This window comes from Collinsella sp. AM44-11, assembly GCF_003467145.1.
Lineage (GTDB): Bacteria > Actinomycetota > Coriobacteriia > Coriobacteriales > Coriobacteriaceae > Collinsella.
This window is the reverse complement of the sequence record NZ_QSFE01000007.1, coordinates 51,849-72,112: the sequence shown is the minus strand read 5'-3', so window position 1 is coordinate 72,112 and position 20,264 is coordinate 51,849. Positions and strand designations below refer to the sequence as shown.

At 59.9% G+C, this 20,264-nt stretch carries 17 protein-coding genes and 1 other RNA gene; 4 read left to right on the top strand and 14 right to left on the bottom strand.

Going from position 1 to position 20,264, the window contains the following annotated elements:
- Positions 1-256: 256 nt before the first annotated feature.
- Both DW943_RS06005 and DW943_RS06000 read left to right on the top strand, forming a co-directional pair.
- Positions 257-1,204, top strand: a complete 948-nt coding sequence (locus tag DW943_RS06005; RefSeq protein WP_370448071.1) for a methyltransferase domain-containing protein — start codon at positions 257-259, stop codon at positions 1,202-1,204.
- A gap of 158 nt (positions 1,205-1,362) precedes the next feature.
- Positions 1,363-1,662 (top strand): YhbY family RNA-binding protein, encoded by a 300-nt coding sequence (locus tag DW943_RS06000; protein ID WP_117563618.1) that lies wholly within the window; start codon positions 1,363-1,365, stop codon positions 1,660-1,662.
- A 69-nt stretch (positions 1,663-1,731) separates the two neighbouring features.
- Here the strand turns inward: DW943_RS06000 and DW943_RS05995 are convergent, their stop codons facing one another.
- The 8 genes from DW943_RS05995 to ssrA form a co-directional block, all read right to left on the bottom strand.
- On the bottom strand, positions 1,732-4,731 hold the full coding sequence (locus DW943_RS05995) for a BTAD domain-containing putative transcriptional regulator (RefSeq protein WP_117862486.1): 3,000 nt from the start codon (positions 4,729-4,731) through the stop codon (positions 1,732-1,734).
- A 448-nt stretch (positions 4,732-5,179) separates the two neighbouring features.
- Positions 5,180-5,908, bottom strand: coding sequence for a glucosamine-6-phosphate deaminase (nagB, locus tag DW943_RS05990; protein ID WP_055251013.1), 729 nt, complete (start codon positions 5,906-5,908; stop codon positions 5,180-5,182).
- Between the two features lie 272 nt (positions 5,909-6,180).
- Complete coding sequence (locus DW943_RS05985; RefSeq protein ID WP_306421699.1) at positions 6,181-6,648, bottom strand: PTS glucose transporter subunit IIA; 468 nt, start codon at positions 6,646-6,648, stop codon at positions 6,181-6,183.
- A gap of 101 nt (positions 6,649-6,749) precedes the next feature.
- The gene (gene glmM / locus DW943_RS05980) at positions 6,750-8,087 is read right to left on the bottom strand and encodes a phosphoglucosamine mutase (protein WP_117862485.1); all 1,338 of its coding nucleotides are present in this window, start codon (positions 8,085-8,087) and stop codon (positions 6,750-6,752) included.
- 123 nt (positions 8,088-8,210) lie between these two features.
- Positions 8,211-8,606 carry a 30S ribosomal protein S9 gene (gene rpsI / locus DW943_RS05975; RefSeq protein WP_117862484.1) on the bottom strand — a complete coding sequence of 132 codons (396 nt, stop codon included), beginning with the start codon at positions 8,604-8,606 and terminating at the stop codon, positions 8,211-8,213.
- 2 nt (positions 8,607-8,608) lie between these two features.
- Positions 8,609-9,052 carry a 50S ribosomal protein L13 gene (gene rplM / locus DW943_RS05970; RefSeq protein WP_022094635.1) on the bottom strand — a complete coding sequence of 148 codons (444 nt, stop codon included), beginning with the start codon at positions 9,050-9,052 and terminating at the stop codon, positions 8,609-8,611.
- A 157-nt stretch (positions 9,053-9,209) separates the two neighbouring features.
- Positions 9,210-10,088 carry a patatin family protein gene (locus tag DW943_RS05965; protein WP_117862483.1) on the bottom strand — a complete coding sequence of 293 codons (879 nt, stop codon included), beginning with the start codon at positions 10,086-10,088 and terminating at the stop codon, positions 9,210-9,212.
- A gap of 616 nt (positions 10,089-10,704) precedes the next feature.
- Positions 10,705-11,068: a transfer-messenger RNA gene (gene ssrA, locus DW943_RS05960) on the bottom strand.
- Between the two features lie 239 nt (positions 11,069-11,307).
- On the opposite strand from ssrA, the gene DW943_RS05955 reads away from it, so the two are divergent.
- Positions 11,308-11,742: a hypothetical protein gene (locus tag DW943_RS05955; RefSeq protein WP_117862482.1), complete on the top strand. Its 435-nt coding sequence runs from the start codon at positions 11,308-11,310 to the stop codon at positions 11,740-11,742.
- A gap of 58 nt (positions 11,743-11,800) precedes the next feature.
- On the opposite strand, the gene DW943_RS05950 is transcribed toward DW943_RS05955, so the two are convergent.
- The 6 genes from DW943_RS05950 to DW943_RS05925 form a co-directional block, all read right to left on the bottom strand.
- Complete coding sequence (locus DW943_RS05950; RefSeq protein WP_147348632.1) at positions 11,801-12,316, bottom strand: PIN domain-containing protein; 516 nt, start codon at positions 12,314-12,316, stop codon at positions 11,801-11,803.
- On the bottom strand, positions 12,313-12,666 hold the full coding sequence (locus DW943_RS05945; RefSeq protein ID WP_147348631.1) for a hypothetical protein: 354 nt from the start codon (positions 12,664-12,666) through the stop codon (positions 12,313-12,315). The genes DW943_RS05950 and DW943_RS05945 overlap by 4 nt, the downstream gene beginning before the upstream one ends.
- Before the next feature lie 143 nt (positions 12,667-12,809).
- Entirely contained in the window at positions 12,810-14,825 is a 2,016-nt protein-coding gene (locus DW943_RS05940; protein WP_233543607.1) for a heavy metal translocating P-type ATPase, read from the bottom strand.
- Positions 14,826-14,903: 78 nt separating this feature from the next.
- Positions 14,904-15,149: a DUF6110 family protein gene (locus tag DW943_RS05935; RefSeq protein WP_055250999.1), complete on the bottom strand. Its 246-nt coding sequence runs from the start codon at positions 15,147-15,149 to the stop codon at positions 14,904-14,906.
- Between the two features lie 195 nt (positions 15,150-15,344).
- Positions 15,345-17,102: an ABC transporter ATP-binding protein gene (locus DW943_RS05930; RefSeq protein WP_117862478.1), complete on the bottom strand. Its 1,758-nt coding sequence runs from the start codon at positions 17,100-17,102 to the stop codon at positions 15,345-15,347.
- Positions 17,103-18,929 (bottom strand): ABC transporter ATP-binding protein, encoded by a 1,827-nt coding sequence (locus tag DW943_RS05925; protein ID WP_199572794.1) that lies wholly within the window; start codon positions 18,927-18,929, stop codon positions 17,103-17,105.
- Between the two features lie 120 nt (positions 18,930-19,049).
- Between DW943_RS05925 and DW943_RS05920 the strand changes: the two genes are divergently transcribed.
- Complete coding sequence (locus DW943_RS05920) at positions 19,050-20,048, top strand: AraC family transcriptional regulator (protein WP_117862477.1); 999 nt, start codon at positions 19,050-19,052, stop codon at positions 20,046-20,048.
- The last annotated feature ends 216 nt before the right edge of the window (positions 20,049-20,264 follow it).

Below are 20,264 nucleotides of genomic sequence, written 5' to 3'. Positions count from 1 at the left end.
CAGGGATACGAGGCGAGGAACCCCGGAAAGGGCAAATATATAAGGTCGCCTGCTCGGACAGTCCTGACTCGCACGGAGAGCACATTAAGTGCTCTCCGGCTCGTGCGGAACTCGCGATCGACCTTATATATTTGCCCTTCCCGGGGTTCCCGCACATCTCAACCTTGGCTGAGTTCTGTCCCATGTTGCAGTTGCTTCGCTCCTGCACCACATGGTTGATACGGCGGTTTGGCGTTGGATCGGTTCTTTCTGATATATGCTGGTTGCGGCTCTTCTTTTGGGAGGAGTCGCTTTTTTGTTGCTAGGAGGTTGGCCCGTGGCTGATGGGGAGAATCGTTCTGAGCTGCTTTCCACAGATTGGAATCTGGAGTGGATGCGTCTGCAAGCTGATCGGCGGCGGGCTGACGATTCTTTTGAGTGGGATAAAAGGACTCGGCATTTTCGGCCGTTGGAGACTGCCCCTTATGCTCGGGATTTTATAAAGCTGCTGGCTCTTGAGCCTGGTGAGTCGGTGCTCGATATGGGGTGTGGAGCTGGGTCGATTGCCATTCCGCTTGCTCAGGCTGGGCATCCTGTGATTGCTGCTGACTTTTCCCCTGCTATGTTAGGCACGCTTGATGCTGGTATTGAGTACTATGGGCTCGAGGATCGCATTACGCCGCTTGAGCTTGCTTGGGATGATGACTGGGATTTGGTTGGACCGGTCGCGAAAGCGGTAGATGTTGCCTTTGCCAGTCGTTCTGTCACCACGACCAACCTAAAAGGTGCGCTTGCCAAGCTTGATCGTACGGCTCGTCGGCGTTGTGCTGTCACGATGGTCGCTAACTCCAGCCCGCGCTATGATCTGCACTTGATGAACGCTATCGGCGCCTCGGTTACCTGCAGTAATGGCTTTGTGTACGCCTTCAACATCCTCATTCAGATGGGTGCCCTGCCGCAGGTCACGTACTTTGAATCGCCGCGTCGCGATACCTTCGACAGCCTTGAAGCGGGCGTGGCGGACTTTTCCCGCATGCTTGAGCATGGCAACGAGGATAAGGTCGACCGTCTGCGCGACTACATCGCCCAACACATGATCGAGAATCCCCATGCCGGTGAGCCGGGCTCCAAGGGTGTGCCGCAGGGACGCTACATGCTCGACCACGTCCGCAAGGTCCGTTGGGCATTTATTGCATGGGATCCAGTCTCTGCGCCCAGCTCATAGCCTGTTCGCAGCCCACGCCGCCCACTCACTCGGCATCCGCATTCTTTTTGAACTGGGCAAACGCGCTCCACACCGCGCCGTTCCTGCGCTATCGTGGGACAGCTCACGTAGATTAAGGCCCCGTCGCGGGGCGCCCCATACATAGAAAGCGAGAACCCATGGCACTGACAGGAGCCCAGGTCAAGCAGCTTCGCAGCATGGCCCATCACCTCAACCCCGCCATCATCATCGGCAAGTCCGATGTCAACGAGGGCACCGTCGAGCAGACGGTCGCCTACCTGGAGAAGCACGAACTCGTTAAGTGCTCCGTGCTCGATGGCTCCAGTCTTTCCGCCCGCGAGGCCGCCGAAGAGCTTTCCGAACGTTGCCACGCCGAGGTCGTCCAGGTCATCGGCCGCAAGTTCTCGCTGTATCGCGAGTCCTCGCGCAAGGACATCGAGAAGATCAAGCTCGTCTAAGAGCCAATGATCCGGCGAGCCAACACATAGCAAGCTTACGGGTGCCCAAGTACTTCGGGCGCCCGTTTTTTATCGCTCGACCAGCACGCGATTGAGCCGCCCCTCCACCAAGCGCTCGTATAGACGCCGCGTCTCGGGCTCGGGCACGCCATTGACCTGCTCCCTTAGATGGTGCATATGCCCGCTGTACAGCTCGACGATATCGCGCCGCCGCCCCGCCGCACTGTAGACGCGCATGGCGCAGCGCACCATATCCTCACGCGCTGTTTCCTGCCGAAGCCCCGACTCCGCCAGCCAAATCGCCGACTGCAGATCGTTTTCTTCTAGAGCGGCATTTGCTCCCTTAATCATGCAATCGATGAACTTTGACTGCATAATGCGTCGCATACGCAAAAAGTAGGTGGGGTTACAGCCATTGGGAACATACAGCGGCCCGGCATAAAGCTGCTCAATCTTAAGGCACAGCTCAACTAAATGGGGCCCGCGCGCACCCGTGCGATTTCCCAAAACCTCGCGGCTTATCTGGTCAAACAACCGTACATCGGTCTTGACGTAGTCGCCGTTGAGTCCGATGCATTCATTTTGGATGAGCACACACGACTTGCCATCCGGCGTCGGTCCCAAAGCCGACCGCAAGCGCGATATCGTCGAGTACAGGTTGTTGCGGGCGCTATTGAACTCGGCATGGGGCCACAACTCCATGGCCAGCGTCTCACGATCGACGAGCGCATCCATGCCCAGCGCAAGCCGCTCGGCAAGTGTCGCCGCCTTCTTGCGGCGCCACATTTTGTCCGTGATGGGAAACCCGTCGCGCTCGGCGCGAAACGCACCAAACATGCGAATCTCGATATGGTCAATGGTATCAACGGCTTCAACCTCGCCGGCCTGGAACAGGCGCTCGCCCTCCCCTTCCAAATCGTCGCGCAGCGAGTACCGCGACAGCTCGCGCACGGGAAGCTTCTTGCGAATCCTGGTCGCCGGCTCGCCCAGACAATGCATGGCAAGGCGCGCAAAGAGCCGATACGATGGCTCCAGAATCCCCGCACGATTCATGGACATCCAGGCCGCAAGATCGCTGTCTCGGCCCGCACAGGCCAAATGCAGCGCCACCATCCAGGCCTCCGCTCCACCAACCTGCGTCTGGCTTATATCGAGCAACTCCGCTTCCTCACGCACCGAAACCATCGAGGTGTTACGCAGATACGCCGCGCGCTCCAGCAGCAATGCGTTATCGCGCATGTGCGCAATCGACTCCTCGGCAAGTTTGAGCACTTGGACCGCACGGAACTTTGCATTAACCGGCCGTCCCTCTGCCAGCGACTGCCAGCCTTCTAGCAACAGGCCAAACAGCTGAATCTGGTTGTCGCGCATGCGCACGGCAAAACGATCGAGCTCGTTGAATGCCGCGTCGTCGGTTACCGGTAAGCCGGAAAGGAGCCGCCGTGCCGCCAACACCATGCGCACCCAGATAGCCATCGCCTTGAGCCCACGTACGTCGAGCGCCTCCCGCACCACCGTCATCTCGTCGTCGCGCTCGTCGGTTCCCGCAAACGACCCGTCAAAAAGCTCCACCAGCATGCTGTCGGCCCGTATAACAATCCCCGCGATGTCGAGCTCGCAGTCGTAGGCCTTGCTCGTTTTGAGCTGCTGTAGAACGCCGCCGTCATCTCCCCGCTCGGTCAGGCAGCGCTTGACCTCGATATGTGCGGACAACATATCGAGTGCGGTATGGGATGTCTCGATTTCTGGCACGGCCAGGTTCGTAGGAAGCCCAAGCCCGTTGTCCCCATAGCAAACAGCCGTCAGTGTCTGGGCCACCCTCCATGAAACAGGGTCTATTTCGCAGGCCGCCCGTTCGCCCCCGCGCTCGATGACCGATGCCATATAGCGAGCGAGCTTTGTATTGGACACGCTGACCGCTGCCAGATATACGCCAAGCGCCTCGGCAGGCGTTGGCTCTGGAGCCGGATCCTCGGCATCGATCGTGCCCAGCGCTGCTCGGCAGATATCGGCCCCGTGCCCCGTCAGAGCCAGATCGACCCCATACTGCCCAGCAAGTTCAAGGACCGCATCACGGTCCAAAAAGGCGTCCGCCAGGCCCATCGCCGCATCGCATCTACCCGCCTTAAGCAAAATCCGGGCCGCCCTCGGAACAAGTTCGGGGCGAACCTCGGCCACCAACTTACGCAAGCGCAAGCGTCCGTTATCCTCCGTGCCCAGACACGTAAAACTCCGCTCGGCGGGGTCCAAGCCAAAGATCGGGTAGTCGCGTACAAAGTAGGACTGGTCGACCATCGACAGCCTCACCCCGCAAGCCTCGAGTTCTGCGATATTGCCCTCGCCCATCAAAATCATGAGACATGCCACGCAAAACAGCGCATTATTGTCGAGCGAAGCCAGATCGACAAGTGCCGCGCCATATACGTTGACAATCTCGTTTTCGAGCAGACCGGCTACGTCGCCTTGGCCATACAGACCCGTCTGCAATGCCGAAACGAGCTCGGGCACGCCCTGCGTGAGCTGATAAAAGTCGAGCGATGTGCTGATCGAAAACGCCGATGCCCACGCCGAATACTCATAGGCATGCACCTTGAGCATCTGCGCATTGATCTTAACCGAATCGCCCAGCCCATGAATCAGTTGACGATTTGAAGGACGGCAGGAGATAAAGACCCCTACCCCCATAGCGCGCAGGCCGCGAATCCTGTCGATGAGGTCTTCGGTATCGTGCTGATCGAGGTTTGGCACATTATCAATCGCGATAAGGGAGTGCGGTTTGTCTTTGAGTTCTTCGGTAACCACCTCGAGCTGCATAAACACCTCGCGCCCAGTGGCGCGATCGGCCTCGATAATCCGCACAGGGCCTCGCGTCGGGTCGCATTTAACCTCATGGGTGTACTGCAGCAGCACCGAGGTCTTCCCAAACCCGTCGGGCGCATAGAGAACCACGATGCCGGCCTTTCGGCCCTTGGCGAGAAGCTCATTCATCAAGCGTTCGCGTCGCACCATATAGCCTCCGCCCAGCGGCATCAGCTCGAGGTCGTCTATACTGCTCAAATCGTTTACCATGCCCGCTCCTCAACTCGACCGTATGGACACTGTAACCGCAAGACCATACAAGCCGCGCTATGAATAGAGCGACCTTGTGTTTGAGGTTGTCTTTTGGTACGCAAGCGGCAAGTTTTTGTACAGCGAGGGCCGATTGTTATTAATCCCCCGACTAATCGGTCTTTAAGCAGGTAAATGAGCTTGTCAGCTTGTCCCATCCAAGCGGCAGTGTAACGCAAATGAACAAGGTTCAGCCATGTCATTCAACTCGCCTAGCACCCGCTACCGTCTACGACCTTTTAGTGGCATTTTTGCATAGAATCTGGTATGGAATGAATCAAGCTGTTAGGCATCCGGCATTCGTCAAGCTTGCGGCAAGATTTTGGTCAAGCGGGCGGAGAGGGATAACAAAAAGGCCCCCGCAAAGCGGAGGCCTTAGGCAAGGCTATGTCGAGGTGCAGGATTCGCGCTACTCGCAGAGCGAAAGGGCGGCCTCGTCGGCAACGACAACGCAGTTGGTGTGCAGCTGCAGGATCGAAGCCGGGCACGCGGGCGTAACCGGACCATAGCACATGTCATGCACGGCCTGAGCCTTGGCCTCGCCGTTGGCGACGACTAGGATCATGCGGGCATACATGATGGTCTGGGTGCCCATGGTGTAGGCCTGACGGGGAACGTCGTCGATGCTGTCGAACAGGCGGCTGTTGGCCTGAATGGTGCTCTCGGTGAGGTCGACGCAGTGCGTACCCTTGGAGAAGTGGTCATCAGGCTCGTTGAAGCCGATGTGGCCGTTGTTGCCAATGCCGAGCAGCTGCAGATCCGGGTAACCGGCGGCGGCGACGATCTTGTCGTACTCAGAGCAGGCGGCGGCGGCGTCGGGGTTGGAACCGTCGGGCACATGCGTGTTGTTCAGGTCGATGTTGATGTGATCGAAGAAGTTCTCACGCATAAAGTAGTGATAGCTCTGGGGATCGTCGTGCGAAAGGCCGCGATACTCGTCCAGGTTGTATGTGCTGACCTCGGCAAAGTCGACGTCGCCCTTCTCGTACCAAGCAGCGAGCTGCTTGTAGGCACCGATCGGGGTGGAGCCGGTGGCAAGGCCCAGCACGCAGTCGGGCTTGAGGATAACCTGCGCCGAGATGATATTGGCGGCCTTGCGGCTCATATCCTCGTAGTCTTTAGCTTTAATGATCTTCATTACGCGTCCTTTCTCGTACAAGAGAGGCAAGGCTCCCCTTACAAGCACTTGCCCGCGGCCCGCGTCGGCCGCAACCAACGTGTGCGGCCACCAGGGCGAGGTCGCGTAATGTATGTGTCTCGTGTCTAGCCGCGTCGAGGCCCCTGCCCGTCCACGGTGACCCGAAGCCTTTTAGCTTCGGACAAATCCCATCTTGCCACGGAGGGCGTCCTCTTTCAAGGGCGCCCTCCGTAAACGTGTTTGAATTGTAGGCTAATGGCCACGTGCACTTGCTAGCGCTCGCGAGCAACGATGAGCTGGTCCATCTCTTCGACATGCACGCCAACGGAGCCCTTGATGCTCGAGAACTCAACAGAGTTGCACACCAAGATGGGAACCGTCACATCGTAGCCCTCGGCAGCAATTGCCTCGCGATCGAACTCAATGAGCACATCGCCCTTATGGACGATGTCGCCCACTTGCGCATGTACGGTAAAGTGCTTGCCCTCAAGCTGAACAGTGTCCAAACCAACGTGGATGAGCACGTCCAAGCCATCGACCGTGTTAAGCGCAACAGCGTGTCCCGTGGGAAAAATGGCCTCGACCTTGGCATCAGCCGGTGCAATCACACGCGTGCCGGTAGGCTGAATCGCCACGCCCTGGCCCAAAAGGCCGGTGGCAAATGTCTGGTCGTTTACCTCGGAAAGCGGAATGACGTCGCCCGAGATGGGAGCATCCAGCGTAAGGACTCGACCACGCATACCAAAAGACCTTAGGACTTTAGTGAACATGCTCCCCCTCGGACATACCAATCGACCAAAATAGCCTTAACAGTTTACCACTTGGCACTCGTTTTTGACCATTAGGGAAGTTCGCGCTTGACAACCTCGACGATGTCGTCGACAACGCGCTGGGTCAGCTCGTGCGTCTCGGCCTCGGCCATAACGCGGACCAGCGGCTCGGTACCGCTCGGACGCACCAGAATGCGACCGCGGCCGTCAAGTTCCTTCTCGGCAGCAGCGACAGCATCCCAGATGGGCTGGCAATCGTCCAGACCAGCCTTGTTGTCGGAATGCACGTTGACGAGTACCTGCGGGTACTTCTTCATGATGCCGGCAAGATCGGTGAGGGTACGACCGGTGCGCTTGAGCACGGCCAGCAGCTGAAGAGCCGTCACCAGGCCGTCACCGGTGGTGTTGTGCTCCAGGAAGATGATGTGGCCGGACTGTTCGCCGCCGATGACGGCGCCATCCGCGAGCATACGCTCCAGAACGTAGCGATCGCCCACGGCGGTCTGAACCATTTCGAAGCCCTGCTCCTTCATAGCGATGGAGAAGCCCAGGTTGCACATGACGGTCGAGACGATCTCGGAGTTGGCGAGCTTGCCGCGAGCGGCCAGGTCGGAACCGCAGATAGCCAGGATGTAGTCACCGTCGATCTCATTGCCCTCGCTGTCCACGAACAGCACGCGATCGGCGTCGCCGTCGTGGGCCAAGCCGATATCGGCGTGGGTGCGCAGCACGAGCTCGCGCAGGGGCTCAAGGTGAGTGGAGCCGCACTCAACGTTAATGTCGGTGCCGCAGTAATCGGTGTTGATGGCATGGACCGTGGCGCCCAGGCGCTGCAGCGCAGCGGGCGTGGTCTGGCAGGAAGCACCGTGGCCGCAGTCGACGGCAACAACCAGGCCATCGAGCTTAAGGCCGTCGAGCGTGCTGATGGCATGATCGACATAGGCCTTGCGGGCGTCTTTCATCTTGATGATGTGACCCACACCGGCGCCGGTCGGCAGCGTGTCGGCAGCCATGGCCTCCTCGGACATGACCCAGGCGCTGATCTCTTCCTCGACAGCATCGGGAAGCTTCATGCCCTTGCGGCTAAAGAACTTGATGCCGTTGAACTCCGGCGGATTGTGCGAAGCGGAGATGACGATGCCACCGTCGAGCTCATTTTGGACGGTGAGCAGCGCCACGGCCGGCGTAGGGATAACGCCGCAGCAGTGCGGACGGCCGCCCTCGGCCATAATGCCGGCGGTCAGAGCGCTCTCGAGCATGGTGCCCGAAAGACGCGTGTCGCGGCCGATGCAGATGTCCGGGCCAAGGAACTTGGTCGCCGCGCGGCCCAGGCGAAACGCGAGGTCGCACGAGAGGTCGGCATTGGCGACGCCACGGACGCCGTCGGTACCGAAGATGTTCTGGGGCATAGGATCGCTCCTTCCCTAGCAGGCGATATACAACCGCCCACCCTAGTCGAAAAAGAAAAGCGGGACCCGCCGAGGAATCGGCAGGCCCCGCTTGTACATTGTATCTCGAAAGGAGATAAAACCTTAGCGCTTGGAGAACTGGGGAGCGCGGCGGGCCTTCTTGAGGCCGTACTTCTTGCGCTCGACCACGCGAGCATCGCGCGTAAGGAAACCGGCCTTCTTGAGGTCAGCACGGTAGTCGCCAGCGTTCAGAAGAGCGCGAGCGATGCCCAGACGCAGAGCGCCGGACTGACCGGAGATGCCGCCGCCATCGCACAGAGCGATAACGTCGAACTGACCGGCGGTGTCGGTCACCTTGAAGGGAGCAAGGGCGTTCTCAACGAGCTGATGACGGCCGAAATACTGCTCGGCGTCATGCTTGTTGATGGTCACCTTGCCGGTGCCGGGGACGAGACGGACGCGGGCGACGGCGTTCTTACGACGGCCGGTACCCTGGTAGACAACGGTGTTCTCAGCCATCTTTAAGCCTCCAGCTCAATCTTCGTGGGGTTCTGGGCAGCATGCGGATGCTCGGCACCAGCGTAGACCTTAAGCTTGGTCATCTGGGCACGGCCGAGGGTGGTCTTGGGCAGCATACCGCGAACGGCGCGCTCGATGACCTTCTCCGGGTGCTTCTCCATAGCCTGGCGGAAGCTCTCGGCCTTGAGGCCGCCGTTGTAGCCGCTGTGGCGATAATAGGTCTTCGTGTCGGCCTTGTTACCGGTAAGCTGGACCTTATCGGCGTTGATGACGACAACGAAGTCGCCGCAGTCGCTGTTGGGCGTGAACTGGGGCTTGTTCTTACCGCGCAGGATCATTGCGATCTGGGTGGCAAGACGGCCCAGGACAGCACCATCGGCGTCGACGAGAACCCAGTTGCGCTGGACCTCGCCCTGCTTGGCGTAGTGAGTCGATTTCGAAATCACTTAGACTCCTCCATGTACAGTACGTGTTGTTACAGAGATTCACGGGGCTCTGCAAGTAACCCGTCCATATTACCCCGCTCGCCGTACGAGTCAACAGGTATTTTGGCTCCGACCAGAGTTTCTGCACATGTCATCCACGAGCCGTGATGTCGCAGCGTTAACGCTCGACAAACGCCTCGATATCTCCCAGCAAGCGCTTTGCCTCCTGACGGCCCTGGATATACAGGTCCAAAAGCTTTGCCGGATCGTGCTCGACATGGCCGACCTCGACCGGCTTTTGCGGAGCAATGACCAGCGCGCGGCCCTCGCGCTCATACTTCCACAGGTGCATGCGCTGGAGGTCATAGCGGTCGTGGCGCGTCTCGATAGCCTCGAGCAGATAGGGGTAGTCGACATAGCGGGCGCGCGCGGCAGGCATAAACTCGTAGGGCTTTTTCTCGTACGAGCGGTCCTGCGTGACAATGACAACCGCGCGATCGAAGCCCGCCTCCTCCAGCACGTGCTCGATGGGGACCGAATCGGCTACGCCGCCGTCGACGTATTTGTGCCCGTCGATCTCGACCGGCGGCGTCACCAGCGGCAGCGACGTCGAGGCACGCACGGCATCGAGGTCGAGCACGGCGCTTTTGACCGGCAGGTAGGCAGCGGTTCCAAACAGCATGTCCGTCGCGACGGCGTACATCTCGATAGGGCTGGCGTCGAACGTCTCGTTATCAAAGGGATCCAGGCGGTCCTGGATATCGTTGAAGATAAAGTCGTAACCCACGATGGAGCCCGTGGATGCGAAGGATGCGGCACCCATGTAGCGGTTGTCATTGCAGAAGGTCAGGTTGATGCGATTGACGCGACCGATCTGGTGCGACTTGTAGTTGACGCCGTTGAGCGCACCGGCCGAAACGCCGTACACCGCCGGAATTTCGACACCGGCCTCCATGAGAACGTCGAGCACGCCGGCGGTAAACTGCCCACGAAAACTGCCACCCTCCAAGACGAGCGCGACCTTGCCGGCGTTCTTTGCCTTATCTTCTGCAGTCATATTGACCTCCTGCGATTGCGTTTTGGCTTTCTTCTACCCAGTTTTGGGATGGAGGGCGCGCAGGTTTTTCGAGGCGGCAGGTGCAGCGGAAAGTGCGTCCCAGTTTGAGGCGGGATTACGGGATGCGCTTTCCGCTTGGACCGCCGTTGGGAAAGCGCGTCCCGTTCTGAGCGCGGATTCCGGGATGCGCTTTCCGCTTGATGTGTCATCCGGAAACTACGTCCCAGTCTGAGCGCGGATTCCGGGATGGGCTTTCCGCCTGGGCTGCCATTGGGAAAGCGCGTCCCACTCTGCGTCACTGAGGCGTTTTCTTTACGCCCGCGCCCTGCATAGAGTTCGATTCTCCGCGGGTGGGGGAATCCGTTGGTGCTGGGCATGGCTAGCTGAAATACCATCGGCAGCACATCTGTTTTGGGCTGGGGCTTTGCGCGGAGAATCCGCGTGTTCGCTTCGCGAACCCGCACCGGCTTCGGCCGCCTGCCGGCGTCCTTGCCCGCTCGCTACAAACGCTTCGCGTTTGCTTAACGCTCGCGCCCTGCATAGAGTTCGATTCTCCGCGATATCTGTAAGTAATAAAAAAGCAGGTAGAGACACTTCTCTACCTGCCTGTAACTATTGGTGGAGGCGCGGAGAATCGAACTCCGGTCCACGAAAGCCCCCTGATTGGCATCTCCAAGCTCAGTCGCTGGTTTAGTCTCGGACGCTTTGCGCGCAGCGACACGCTCGCGGCATCCCAACCGGTTCGATCTTAGCCCACGCCATACCGATTACGTGCGCAGGAGCATTCCCCTAAGATGACGTCGCGCCGGTGTCGGGGAAATCACCGGGTTGACGCGCCGCTATAAACTAAGCAGCGAGAGCCATAGGCTCAAAAGAAGAGTTGTTGTCAATTCAATTTGACGGTACCCCTGTTTAACGAGGCGAGGAGACCTCGGCTTGCTTCCTCTCTCAGAGCTATCGTGTCGAAACCAGTCGCCCCCGAATGTTGGGAAAGTCTGGATGGTATCGGGCCTGCAAACACCCGATAACCGTCGACTTTTCAAAGAACACGCGAGGTGAGCCCCGCTCGTGGATAGCTATCTTACCACGTTCTAAAGGCAGACAGCTGCTCTATGCACGAGCTGTGAAGACCCTAATGTGCACCATACTTCGCACTTTTGCCACCGAACGCGTCACGTATATTTTCGCCAAGCAAAATTGACCCGTCGAAAGGACCGTTATGGATACCAAGCAGCAGCTCGTCAATGCCCTCGCAGGCCTGGGCTCAACCATTACCGAAGCTATGGATGTCATCGAGGGCTTTGTCCCCTGCGGACATCCCGCCCTCACGGTATCGAACGCACTCGTCGCGCTGGACGTTGACGATGATGCAGCTCTCGCCCAGCAGCTTGAGACCGTCGAGGGCTTTATCGACCACGCGAGTGAGAACCGCGGCGTGGCCGCCTACCACGGCATCGAGGTCGAGCTCGCGGGTCCCAAAGCCGATCTGCTCGCAGCAATCCGCGAGGTAGGCGCCCTTATGCAGACCGCAGGCGTTAAGAACACCCAGGTCAACGAGTGGGTCTACCGCAGCCTGGCAGCACTCGACAGCTCCGACGAAAAGGCAGCCGAGCAGCTCGCAGAAAGTCCCGCCATCAAGGCCGAGCTTTTGTAAATAGCAGGCGCGGGCCCCTTGGCGCATCGTCGTCCAAGAGGCCCGCAAACAGTTCGCGTCAACCGATAGCCGCGCCGCCGCGTTCGGCCAAAGCAAGAATCGGCATCATTTGGCGCGGGGTCTTTGCTGCAAGATCGGCATGTTCGAGCAGCTTGCGATCGTTGGTCACCAAGTAATCGACCTGCGCGCGCCTGCACGCGGCGAGCACCAAGTTGTCCCCGTAATCGCGATGGAGCGCTAAGTATTTGTCGGCCAACCAAAGGTCCGACGCATCTGCACCCACAGCCGTGGCGTTTTCGATCATGTTCCGAACAAACGCCAGCGCCGCATCGCCAATCGCGCTGGCAGAAGCCTCGTCGAGCGCTCCCCCGCTGGCAAGAACGCTACGCTTCAGCTCGTGTTGGACAACGTACAGCACGTCCTTGGCGATATGCACCGGAAAGAACAGCAATGCCCCCGTCTCCGTCGCCTGTCCAATAAACGCACGCGCGGCAAGCGACTCGGCATGGTCGACGCAAAATGAATCAACCCATACGTTGGCGTCCACCATTATTTTGAGGGGAGCCCCGCTCACTGGATCATCCCCTTTTGGCGATAATGCTCATCCATGGCGTCGGAATAGATTGCGTCCCAATCGCGATCGTCTGATACGGGCGACGCAGCGATGCCCAAATCTGCATAAAGCCGGTCGGCCGCTGCCCATGATACGGCGAACGGAGTATCGTGCGCGATGGTCTGTTGCCGGCCATCAACGGCCGCAAGCACTTCCTCGCACTGCCCGCCACCCTGCGCGACCTTGGCCACCACCTTTTTGATGAGTTCGGGCAGTGACCCGCCCGAAAGCCGCAGCGCCTCCTCGGCACGGTTCTTGACCTGGCGATCCACGCGAACGTTCACCTGCGCCATGCCGCTAACAGTACCCACGTCGATCCCGCTCCCTTCAATTGCTAGCGTCGCTAGCAACACTATATAGAGAGGCTAGCACATGGTCAAACGCAAAAGGCCTGCGCCCGGACGACACCGATGCCGTCTGGGCGCAGGCCAGATAACGTGGGTGAACACGTCTGCTAACGCAGGTACGCCTTTGCGTTGCCCAGGCTGTAGGCGATCGTTGAGCCGTTGTGCAGCAGTGACGACGTCTGCGGAGTGATCATGCCGGTAATGCCCAGCGCCAGGAGCGCCGAGTTGGTGAGCATCACCTTGGAATACGAACTCGTCAGACGATCGATAAGCCCCTGACTCATACGGCGCAGGCGCACGATCGCGGCAAGATCCGTATCGGTCAGGATGATGTCGGCAACCTCCTTGGCGATGTCGCTTCCGCCACCCATCGCCAAGCCCACGTCGGCCAAACCGAGCGCCGGCGAATCGTTGACACCGTCGCCCACCATGGCAACGTGGCGCCCCTCGCCCTTAATGCGCTCCACATACGCGTACTTGTCCTCGGGCAGCAGCTCGGCCTTAAACTCGTCGACCCCTGCCTCGCGAGCAATGCGCTCGGCCGTGCGCTCCGAGTCGCCCGTGAGCATAACGACATGCTTAACGCCCAACGCGTGCAGGTCGGCGATGGCCTCACGGACCCCGGCCTTGAGCGGATCCTCGATGCCGAGCACGCCGACGACCTTCCCATCGACCGCCAGATACAGCGGCGACAGGCCCTGCATCTGGGACTCAATGCGCTCCTTAATGTCGGAATCGAGCTGCGCGCTCTCGTCCTCAAACACAAAGTGTGCCGAGCCGATAATCGCGCGACGCCCTTCGATGGACGAAGCAATACCATGTGCCACGATGTACTCGACCGCAGCATGGCGCTCGCGGTGCTCGAGCCCGCGCTCGCGGGCGGCGTTGACCACGGCACGCGCCACCGGATGCGGGAAATGCTCCTCCAGGCAGGCAGAAAGGCGCAGGACCTCGTCCTCGCTCCAGCCGTCGGTCGTCAGCACACAAGCCAGGCGCGGCTGCGCCTCGGTCAGCGTGCCGGTCTTATCAAACACAATGGTGTCGGCCTTGGCAAACGACTCAAAGTACTTCGCGCCCTTGACCATGACGCCCATCTTGGCAGCATCGCTCATAGCGGTCATGACGGCAACGGAACCCGTGAGCTTGAGTGCGCACGAGTAGTCGACCATCAGTGCCGCCGAGGTCTTGATAAGGCTGCGCGTGGTGAGCGCAACCAGGCCCGCGAGCAGGAAGTTCCACGGGACGATCTTGTTGGCAAGGTCCTCCATATGCGACTGGCCCTCGGACTTGAGCGAGTCGGCCGTCTGCACGAGCGAGACGATTGAGCGCAGTTTGGTTTGCGCCGTATTGGCGCGCACGCGCACCAAGATGCTGCCGTCTTCCACGACGGTACCGGCGAACACGTCGTCGCCCACGCTGCGCTCGACGGCCAGCGGCTCGCCGGTCAGGGTCGCCTGGTTGACCATGGCACTCCCCTGCTCGACAACACCGTCGATGCAAATGGACATGCCAGTGCGCACGGCGACCAGATCGCCGGGCTCAAGCTCGGTCGCGGCAACGCTTACCTCGGTGTCACCGACCACTTTTTGCGCCTTGTCGGGCACATCGAGCAGCGAGTTGATGAGCTCGTTTTCGCTCATGGCGCGGGTGTAGTCCTCGAGCAGCTCGCCCACGTTGAGCAGGAACATCGTCTGGCCCGCGGTGTCGACATCACGTTTGACGAACGAAATGCCGATGGCCGAAGCGTCGAGCACGGGAACGGTCAGGCGCGGCTGCGCGAGCTCATGAAGGGCAGCGCGCAAAAATGCCATGTAACCGGCCACGACAAACACCGCGCGCAGAGGCGCCGGCAAGAACCAGCGGCGCGCGTAATGGGCACCGACGAGTGTCGCCAGGTCCATAACGAGTTTGTGCTTGCGCGGCTCAAGCTGCATCACGTAACCCGTCTTTGCGTCGGCAATGGCCTGAGCGTCGAGCGCACCGACGGCGGCCAGCACGGCATCGCGACACGGCTCATCATATTCGAGCGCCATCTGGCCAATGCGGCCATACACGCGCACCTTGTGCACGCCATCGATGTCGCCGCCAAGCTTAAGAAGTGCATCGAGATCGCTCTCTGGCACAGGACCCGCCAACTGGAGGCGGGTCCTGCCGGGGATCTCGCTAATAATCGAGAATCTCATAGTTTGTGCCTGGGAGCGTTACTCGGCTGCCTCGTCAGCAGCGGCTTCGCTCTGGGTGATGTAGGCCGCCTCGGCAACCATGTCGTCGACATTAGCCTTGGCCTGCTCGACCATGTCCTGGTAGCCGTTCTTGATGCGCATGCCGCACGCAATGCCCTGAACGCAGGCATTCTTGACCGGAGCGCTGGTAAGCAGCTTGATGCCGGCCGTGCCAAGCAGAAAACCGCCACCGACAAGCAGGGTATTGAACGTCGACTTCTTCATGTTGCTTCTCCCTTTTGCCGCATTGGACGCGGCATGGTGCTTCAGCACCCGAGTAAACAAGTTTGCTCGAGCACGCTTTTGAAATATCTCAATTTTATCTAACTATCTAGGTCAGCCATGGCTAACCTTTTGAAAATTAACGATGCGGAGTAACCGATTGTCAATGTGAGAAAGGGACTGTCCCTTTGCCCCTTCTTACAACTGCCAGGTAGCTGCTTCCTTTTGCAGCGCCACCATGCGAGCGAATTCTCCACCTGCCGCCTTGAGCTTCGCCGGAGCGCCCTGCTCGGCTACCACGCCGTCCTTGAGTACAACGATCTTGTCGGCATTTTCCACCGTGCGCATACGGTGGGCAATCACGATAACCGTCTTGCCTGCAAGCAAGCGGGAGAGCGCCTGCTGCACCACGGTCTCGTTCTCCACATCCAAGCTCGCCGTCGCCTCGTCCAGCAACACGATCGGCGCGTCTTTGAGCAGCGCACGGGCGATGGAGATACGCTGGCGCTCACCACCGGAGAGCTTGGAGCCGTTCTCGCCGATCATGGTGTTGTAGCCCTGCGGCATGCGGCTTACGAACTCGTCGCAGTTGGCGGCACGCGCGGCGGCAAGCACTTCCTCATCGGTGGCATCGCGACGACCAAGACGGATGTTTCCCATCACCGTGTCGTCAAAGAGCAGCACGTCTTGGAACACAATGGCGTAGTCGCGCAGCAGCACCTCGGGATCGACGCTCGCAACATCCACACCGCCCACGGTAACCTTGCCCGCGGTGGCATCCCAAAAGCGCGCGGCAAGGCGGCTCGCCGTGGACTTACCGGAACCCGAAGGACCGACCAGTGCCGTGACCTCGCCTTCCTTGGCGGTAAAGCTCACATCGGTAAGAACTTTCTCGCCGGCGCGGCCGTCCTCGCCCGCACCATAGCCAAATGCCACGTGATCGAACACCACATCGTGGCCTACGGGCTCAAACTGCTCGCTGCCCCGCGCCACGGGCTCTTCCATGATGGAACGCATGCGCTTGGCCGACGACTCGGCGGCAAACAGCTCGGACATCAGCATCAGCGCCTGGTCAAAGGGTGCATAGATACGGCTCACCATAAGCAGGAAGGCAAACATCACCAAATAGTCGACCTGGCCGGAGGCGACCATCGCAGCGCCCGTGACCAACGTGGTGGCAATCCCCAGGCGCAGGATGGCAAAGGCGGAGTTGACCAAAAGCCCATTGGCGAGCTCGCCTTTGGTGGCCTCGCGCTCCTCGGCATCGATCACGGCGTTGAGCCCCTCAAGATAATGAGCCTCCTGGTTGGTGGCGCGGATCTCGCGCACGCAGTCGAGCGTCTCCTGGATCGCCTCGGTAACCTTGACCTTCTCGGCACGCACATGGTCGAACACCGGGGTCATGGGGCCGCGCGTCAGATACAGCACGGCAAAGGCCACGGGCACGCTCCAAAACGCCGCGATCGCCAGCTGCCAGCAAAAGAACAGCGACGCCACGAACACAATGGCGCTTGCGATGATGGCGCCCCAAAGCTCTCCCAGCACGTGACTGTAGGCGTGCTCCATAGTCTGAACGTCGCCCATGATGGTCTCGGTTAAATCGGCCAGATCACGACGGCCAAAAAACGACAGCGGCAGCTTTCGCAAGCGCTCGGCGATCTCCATACGCTGCTTGCCGCACTCCTCGTAAAAGATGCAGTAGGTGTAGTAATACTGCTGCCAGTTAGAGGCAAAGAGCAACACGAAAAAGACCAGGAGGCGGCCCACGATGGGCAGTGCACTCGGCAGATCGGCCCCACTGGCGAGATGCTCGACAAAGCCGGACATGACCAGGAATAAAAAGCCCATGCCGGCCATGATGATGAGATTGGTGAGCGTGGTCCAGAAAATGCCGCGTTTTACGCCGGCGACGCCTTTATCGGATAGGAAATACTTCTTTTGGAATGAGGCGAACATTTATGCCTCGCCTCCCTTCGTGACGGCGGCATCCGCGGTCGTTGCAGTGATTTTCCAGCTCGCGGCCTGTTCGTATTCGGCCCACATCTTGGCGTATAGACCCTTTTGGGACAGCAGCTCGGCATGGGTGCCGGCCTCCTGCACGCTGCCCTGGTTGAGCACCACGATTTGGTCTGCGCCCACTACAGTCGAGAGTCGGTGCGCGATCATAATGACCGTGCGACCCGCCGCCAGCTTGCTAAAGGCGCGCTGGATGAGCGCCTCGTTCTCGGGGTCGGCAAACGCTGTGGCCTCATCGAGCACCACGATAGGCGCGTCTTTAAGGATCGCGCGGGCAAGTGCCACGCGCTGGACCTCGCCGCCCGAAAGATATGCTCCGCCGGCACCGAGCATGGTATTGATGCCCTGTGGAAGCTTGGCCACAATGTCGTCGCACTGAGCTGCGGAGAGGGCCGCACGCACTTCGTCGTCAGTGGCCGTAGGCTTGGAGGCGCGCACGTTATCGGCAAGTGTTTGCCGGAACAGCTGGTTGGTCTGGAACACGAAGGCGACCTGGTCCATAAGCTCGTGCGGATCCATATCGCGAACGTCTACGCCGCCCACGAGCACACGACCCAAGGAAACATCCCAAAAACGAGGAATCAGGCTTGCGCAGGTTGACTTGCCGCCGCCCGAAGGACCCACCAGCGCGAGGGTGCTACCTGCGGGAACGCTAAAGCTCACATGGTTGACGGCAGGTGCCTCGGCACCCTCGTACGTAAAGCTCACGTCCTCAAATCGCACGTCGCCGCCGACAGGGTGCTTGGGTTGGGCGGGCACGGAGAGCTGCTTGGAATCCATAACGCTTCGGATGCGCGCCAGCGAATCGGCACTCATCTGAGAGGCCTCGCCCACAAACATGAGCTTGGTCATGGCCGTCGGCACCACGGCCGAAAAGATCGCGTAAAACGTGAAGTTGACCATAAAGTGCGCGAAGTCCGTCTCGCCCGGCGCCAACAGCAACGCCACGGGCAAAAGAAATGCCACGAGGCCATTGAGCGCGGTAAGGTTGAGCACCTGCGGACCCCGGCAAAACGTACCCGCATAGTTTTGCGCCATATCGGCGTATTCGGCGATCGCATCGTGGAACGCCTTAAAGGAGTAGACCGTCTGCTGGAATACCTTGACCACGGGGATGCCGCGTACGTATTCGGTGCCGGTCTTGTTCATCTTGACCAGCGCGCCCATGTAGGCCTTCATAAACTCGGCGCCCTTGCCGCTCATCATGGTGGCCATGGCGCAAAACGAAACGACGACCGAGATTAAGCATGCCGCGCCCAAACGCCAATCGAGGGCAAATAGCAGCACAAGCAGGCCCGCGACCATGGCAGTGGCGCCGGCGATATCGGGCAGCATGTGCGCGAGCAGCGTTTCGGTGGAGGCGGCGCATCCGTCTACGATACGGCGCAGCTCACCGGTGGCGTGCGTGTCAAAGTAGCCGAGCGGCAGCTTAAGCAGGTGCTCGCTCGTAGCCTTGCGGATATTGGACGCGCAGCGAAACGCGGACAGGTGCGTGCACATGAGTCCCACGAAATAGACCACGATGCTCGCCAGGGCAAAGCCCACAGCCCACCAACCATACATCGCGATGTCGCAGGCTTCGCTCCAGTTGGGCGCCACGGCGATAAGGTCCCGCGCAACAAGCCAGATGCACACGTACGGGCCAAAGCCCAGCAGCTGCGAGAGCGCCGAGAGGGCCATGCCCAAATACGTTAGGAATTTACGTTCACCGGCATATGCAAGCAGCTCGCCGATGCCGCCCCCTTCCTTTTTTGATCCCTTTGCCATGAGATTCCTTTCTAACGGCTTGAGAGTTAACCGTTAGAAACTTATCATTGGCGTGTTAGCCAAGGCACACAATCGAGCCAGGCGTGGACGTTTCCGCAAAGGAAGGGGACGCTTTTGAAAATGCGGCGGGCAGCAACCGATATAACCGAGCTCTACGCACCGCAGTTTGAGCAGTTTGGTCTGCAGCTTTCCGGCAAGGGCGCCGTCTTTACCGGCGAGGTGGCAAACGATCGGGCACACGGACGCGCATGGATCATGCCCCTTTCCCCCACCTGCATCGTCATGGAGCATTTCATTACCCCGACGCACAACATGCAGCTAGCCGAATACACGCCCGAACCGTACGCGTGCGTGAGCGAGGTCAGCGCGCCCACGCTCATGTGCATGCCCGAAGCCGGCATAACGCCTGCGAACCTCAAGCCGCTGCATGGACCGTGGCCGAACAGCGCGATCTGCAGCTTTGTCCAAGATAGCTGCGGTGAGGAGCTAAGCCCGCTGTTTGCAGGGCAGCTCTACCACTCGCGCTCGGTCCTCTTTTTGCCTGGATATTTTGACGAACTGGAGCACCGCTATCCCACCGAGTTCGCGGGGGTCTTTGAGGCGTTTGCCGAGTCATGGCACGAGGAGGCAGCGTCTGTCATCTGCCACACACTACGTCGAATCAACGAGGACCGCGCTCGCGCCGTAGGCGGGCATGTCTATATGCGAGGCATTGTGGAGGCCATGGTCGCCGAACTCGCATGCTCACACGCGGCTCACAGGCAAGCGCAGCGAGCGGCCGACACGCGCGCCAGCGTGACCATTGCCGCAGAAGCGACGAGCCTGGTAGAGCGCTCACTCGACAAGGGCAAACATACGAGCATCAACGAGGTGGCCGAGGGGCTTTTCTTAAGCCGCTCCAAGCTGTGCGCCACCTTTAAAGCCCAAACCGGCGAGTCTCTGGGCGCCTACATACGAAGGCGCCGCATGGAGCGGGCACAGGACCTTTTGGCCGACAGCTCGCTGACGATAGCGCAGGTGGCAGAGCGGCTCGATTATCCACAACAGGCCGCCTTCGCCCAAGCCTTCAAGCAATACACCGGCACCACCCCCACCGCCTGGCGCTCCCAACATATATAAAGAATGAAGGCGCCAACGGCGCCCTCATTCACCAAATTCCATTCAGCCCGCCTGACCCGAACGGCCGAGTCGTCTGGCCGGGGAAGCCCCGAGTCGCCGGGGTGTTTGCTCCAAATGAGTTCCCTTCAAAACAATGGGCGCGCCAACGGCGCGCCCATTCACTCTATTCAATTCAGCCTGCCTGACCCGAACGGCCGAGTCGTCACGGAACCGAGG

Excerpts from the sequence above, each read along its gene's own strand:
- rpsI (WP_117862484.1), bottom strand. The coding sequence starts at position 8,606 with ATGGCTGAGAACACCGTTGTCTACCAGGGTACCGGCCGTCGTAAGAAC.
- glmM (WP_117862485.1), bottom strand. The coding sequence starts at position 8,087 with ATGCCCCAGAACATCTTCGGTACCGACGGCGTCCGTGGCGTCGCCAAT.
- DW943_RS05930 (WP_117862478.1), bottom strand. The coding sequence starts at position 17,102 with ATGTTCGCCTCATTCCAAAAGAAGTATTTCCTATCCGATAAAGGCGTC.
- DW943_RS06000 (WP_117563618.1), top strand. The coding sequence starts at position 1,363 with ATGGCACTGACAGGAGCCCAGGTCAAGCAGCTTCGCAGCATGGCCCAT.
- nagB (WP_055251013.1), bottom strand. The coding sequence starts at position 5,908 with ATGAAGATCATTAAAGCTAAAGACTACGAGGATATGAGCCGCAAGGCC.
- DW943_RS05985 (WP_306421699.1), bottom strand. The coding sequence starts at position 6,648 with ATGCGTGGTCGAGTCCTTACGCTGGATGCTCCCATCTCGGGCGACGTC.
- DW943_RS06005 (WP_370448071.1), top strand. The coding sequence starts at position 257 with ATGCTGGTTGCGGCTCTTCTTTTGGGAGGAGTCGCTTTTTTGTTGCTA.
- DW943_RS05955 (WP_117862482.1), top strand. The coding sequence starts at position 11,308 with ATGGATACCAAGCAGCAGCTCGTCAATGCCCTCGCAGGCCTGGGCTCA.
- DW943_RS05995 (WP_117862486.1), bottom strand. The coding sequence starts at position 4,731 with ATGGTAAACGATTTGAGCAGTATAGACGACCTCGAGCTGATGCCGCTG.
- DW943_RS05920 (WP_117862477.1), top strand. The coding sequence starts at position 19,050 with ATGCGGCGGGCAGCAACCGATATAACCGAGCTCTACGCACCGCAGTTT.
- DW943_RS05935 (WP_055250999.1), bottom strand. The coding sequence starts at position 15,149 with ATGAAGAAGTCGACGTTCAATACCCTGCTTGTCGGTGGCGGTTTTCTG.
- DW943_RS05925 (WP_199572794.1), bottom strand. The coding sequence starts at position 18,929 with ATGGCAAAGGGATCAAAAAAGGAAGGGGGCGGCATCGGCGAGCTGCTT.
- DW943_RS05965 (WP_117862483.1), bottom strand. The coding sequence starts at position 10,088 with ATGACTGCAGAAGATAAGGCAAAGAACGCCGGCAAGGTCGCGCTCGTC.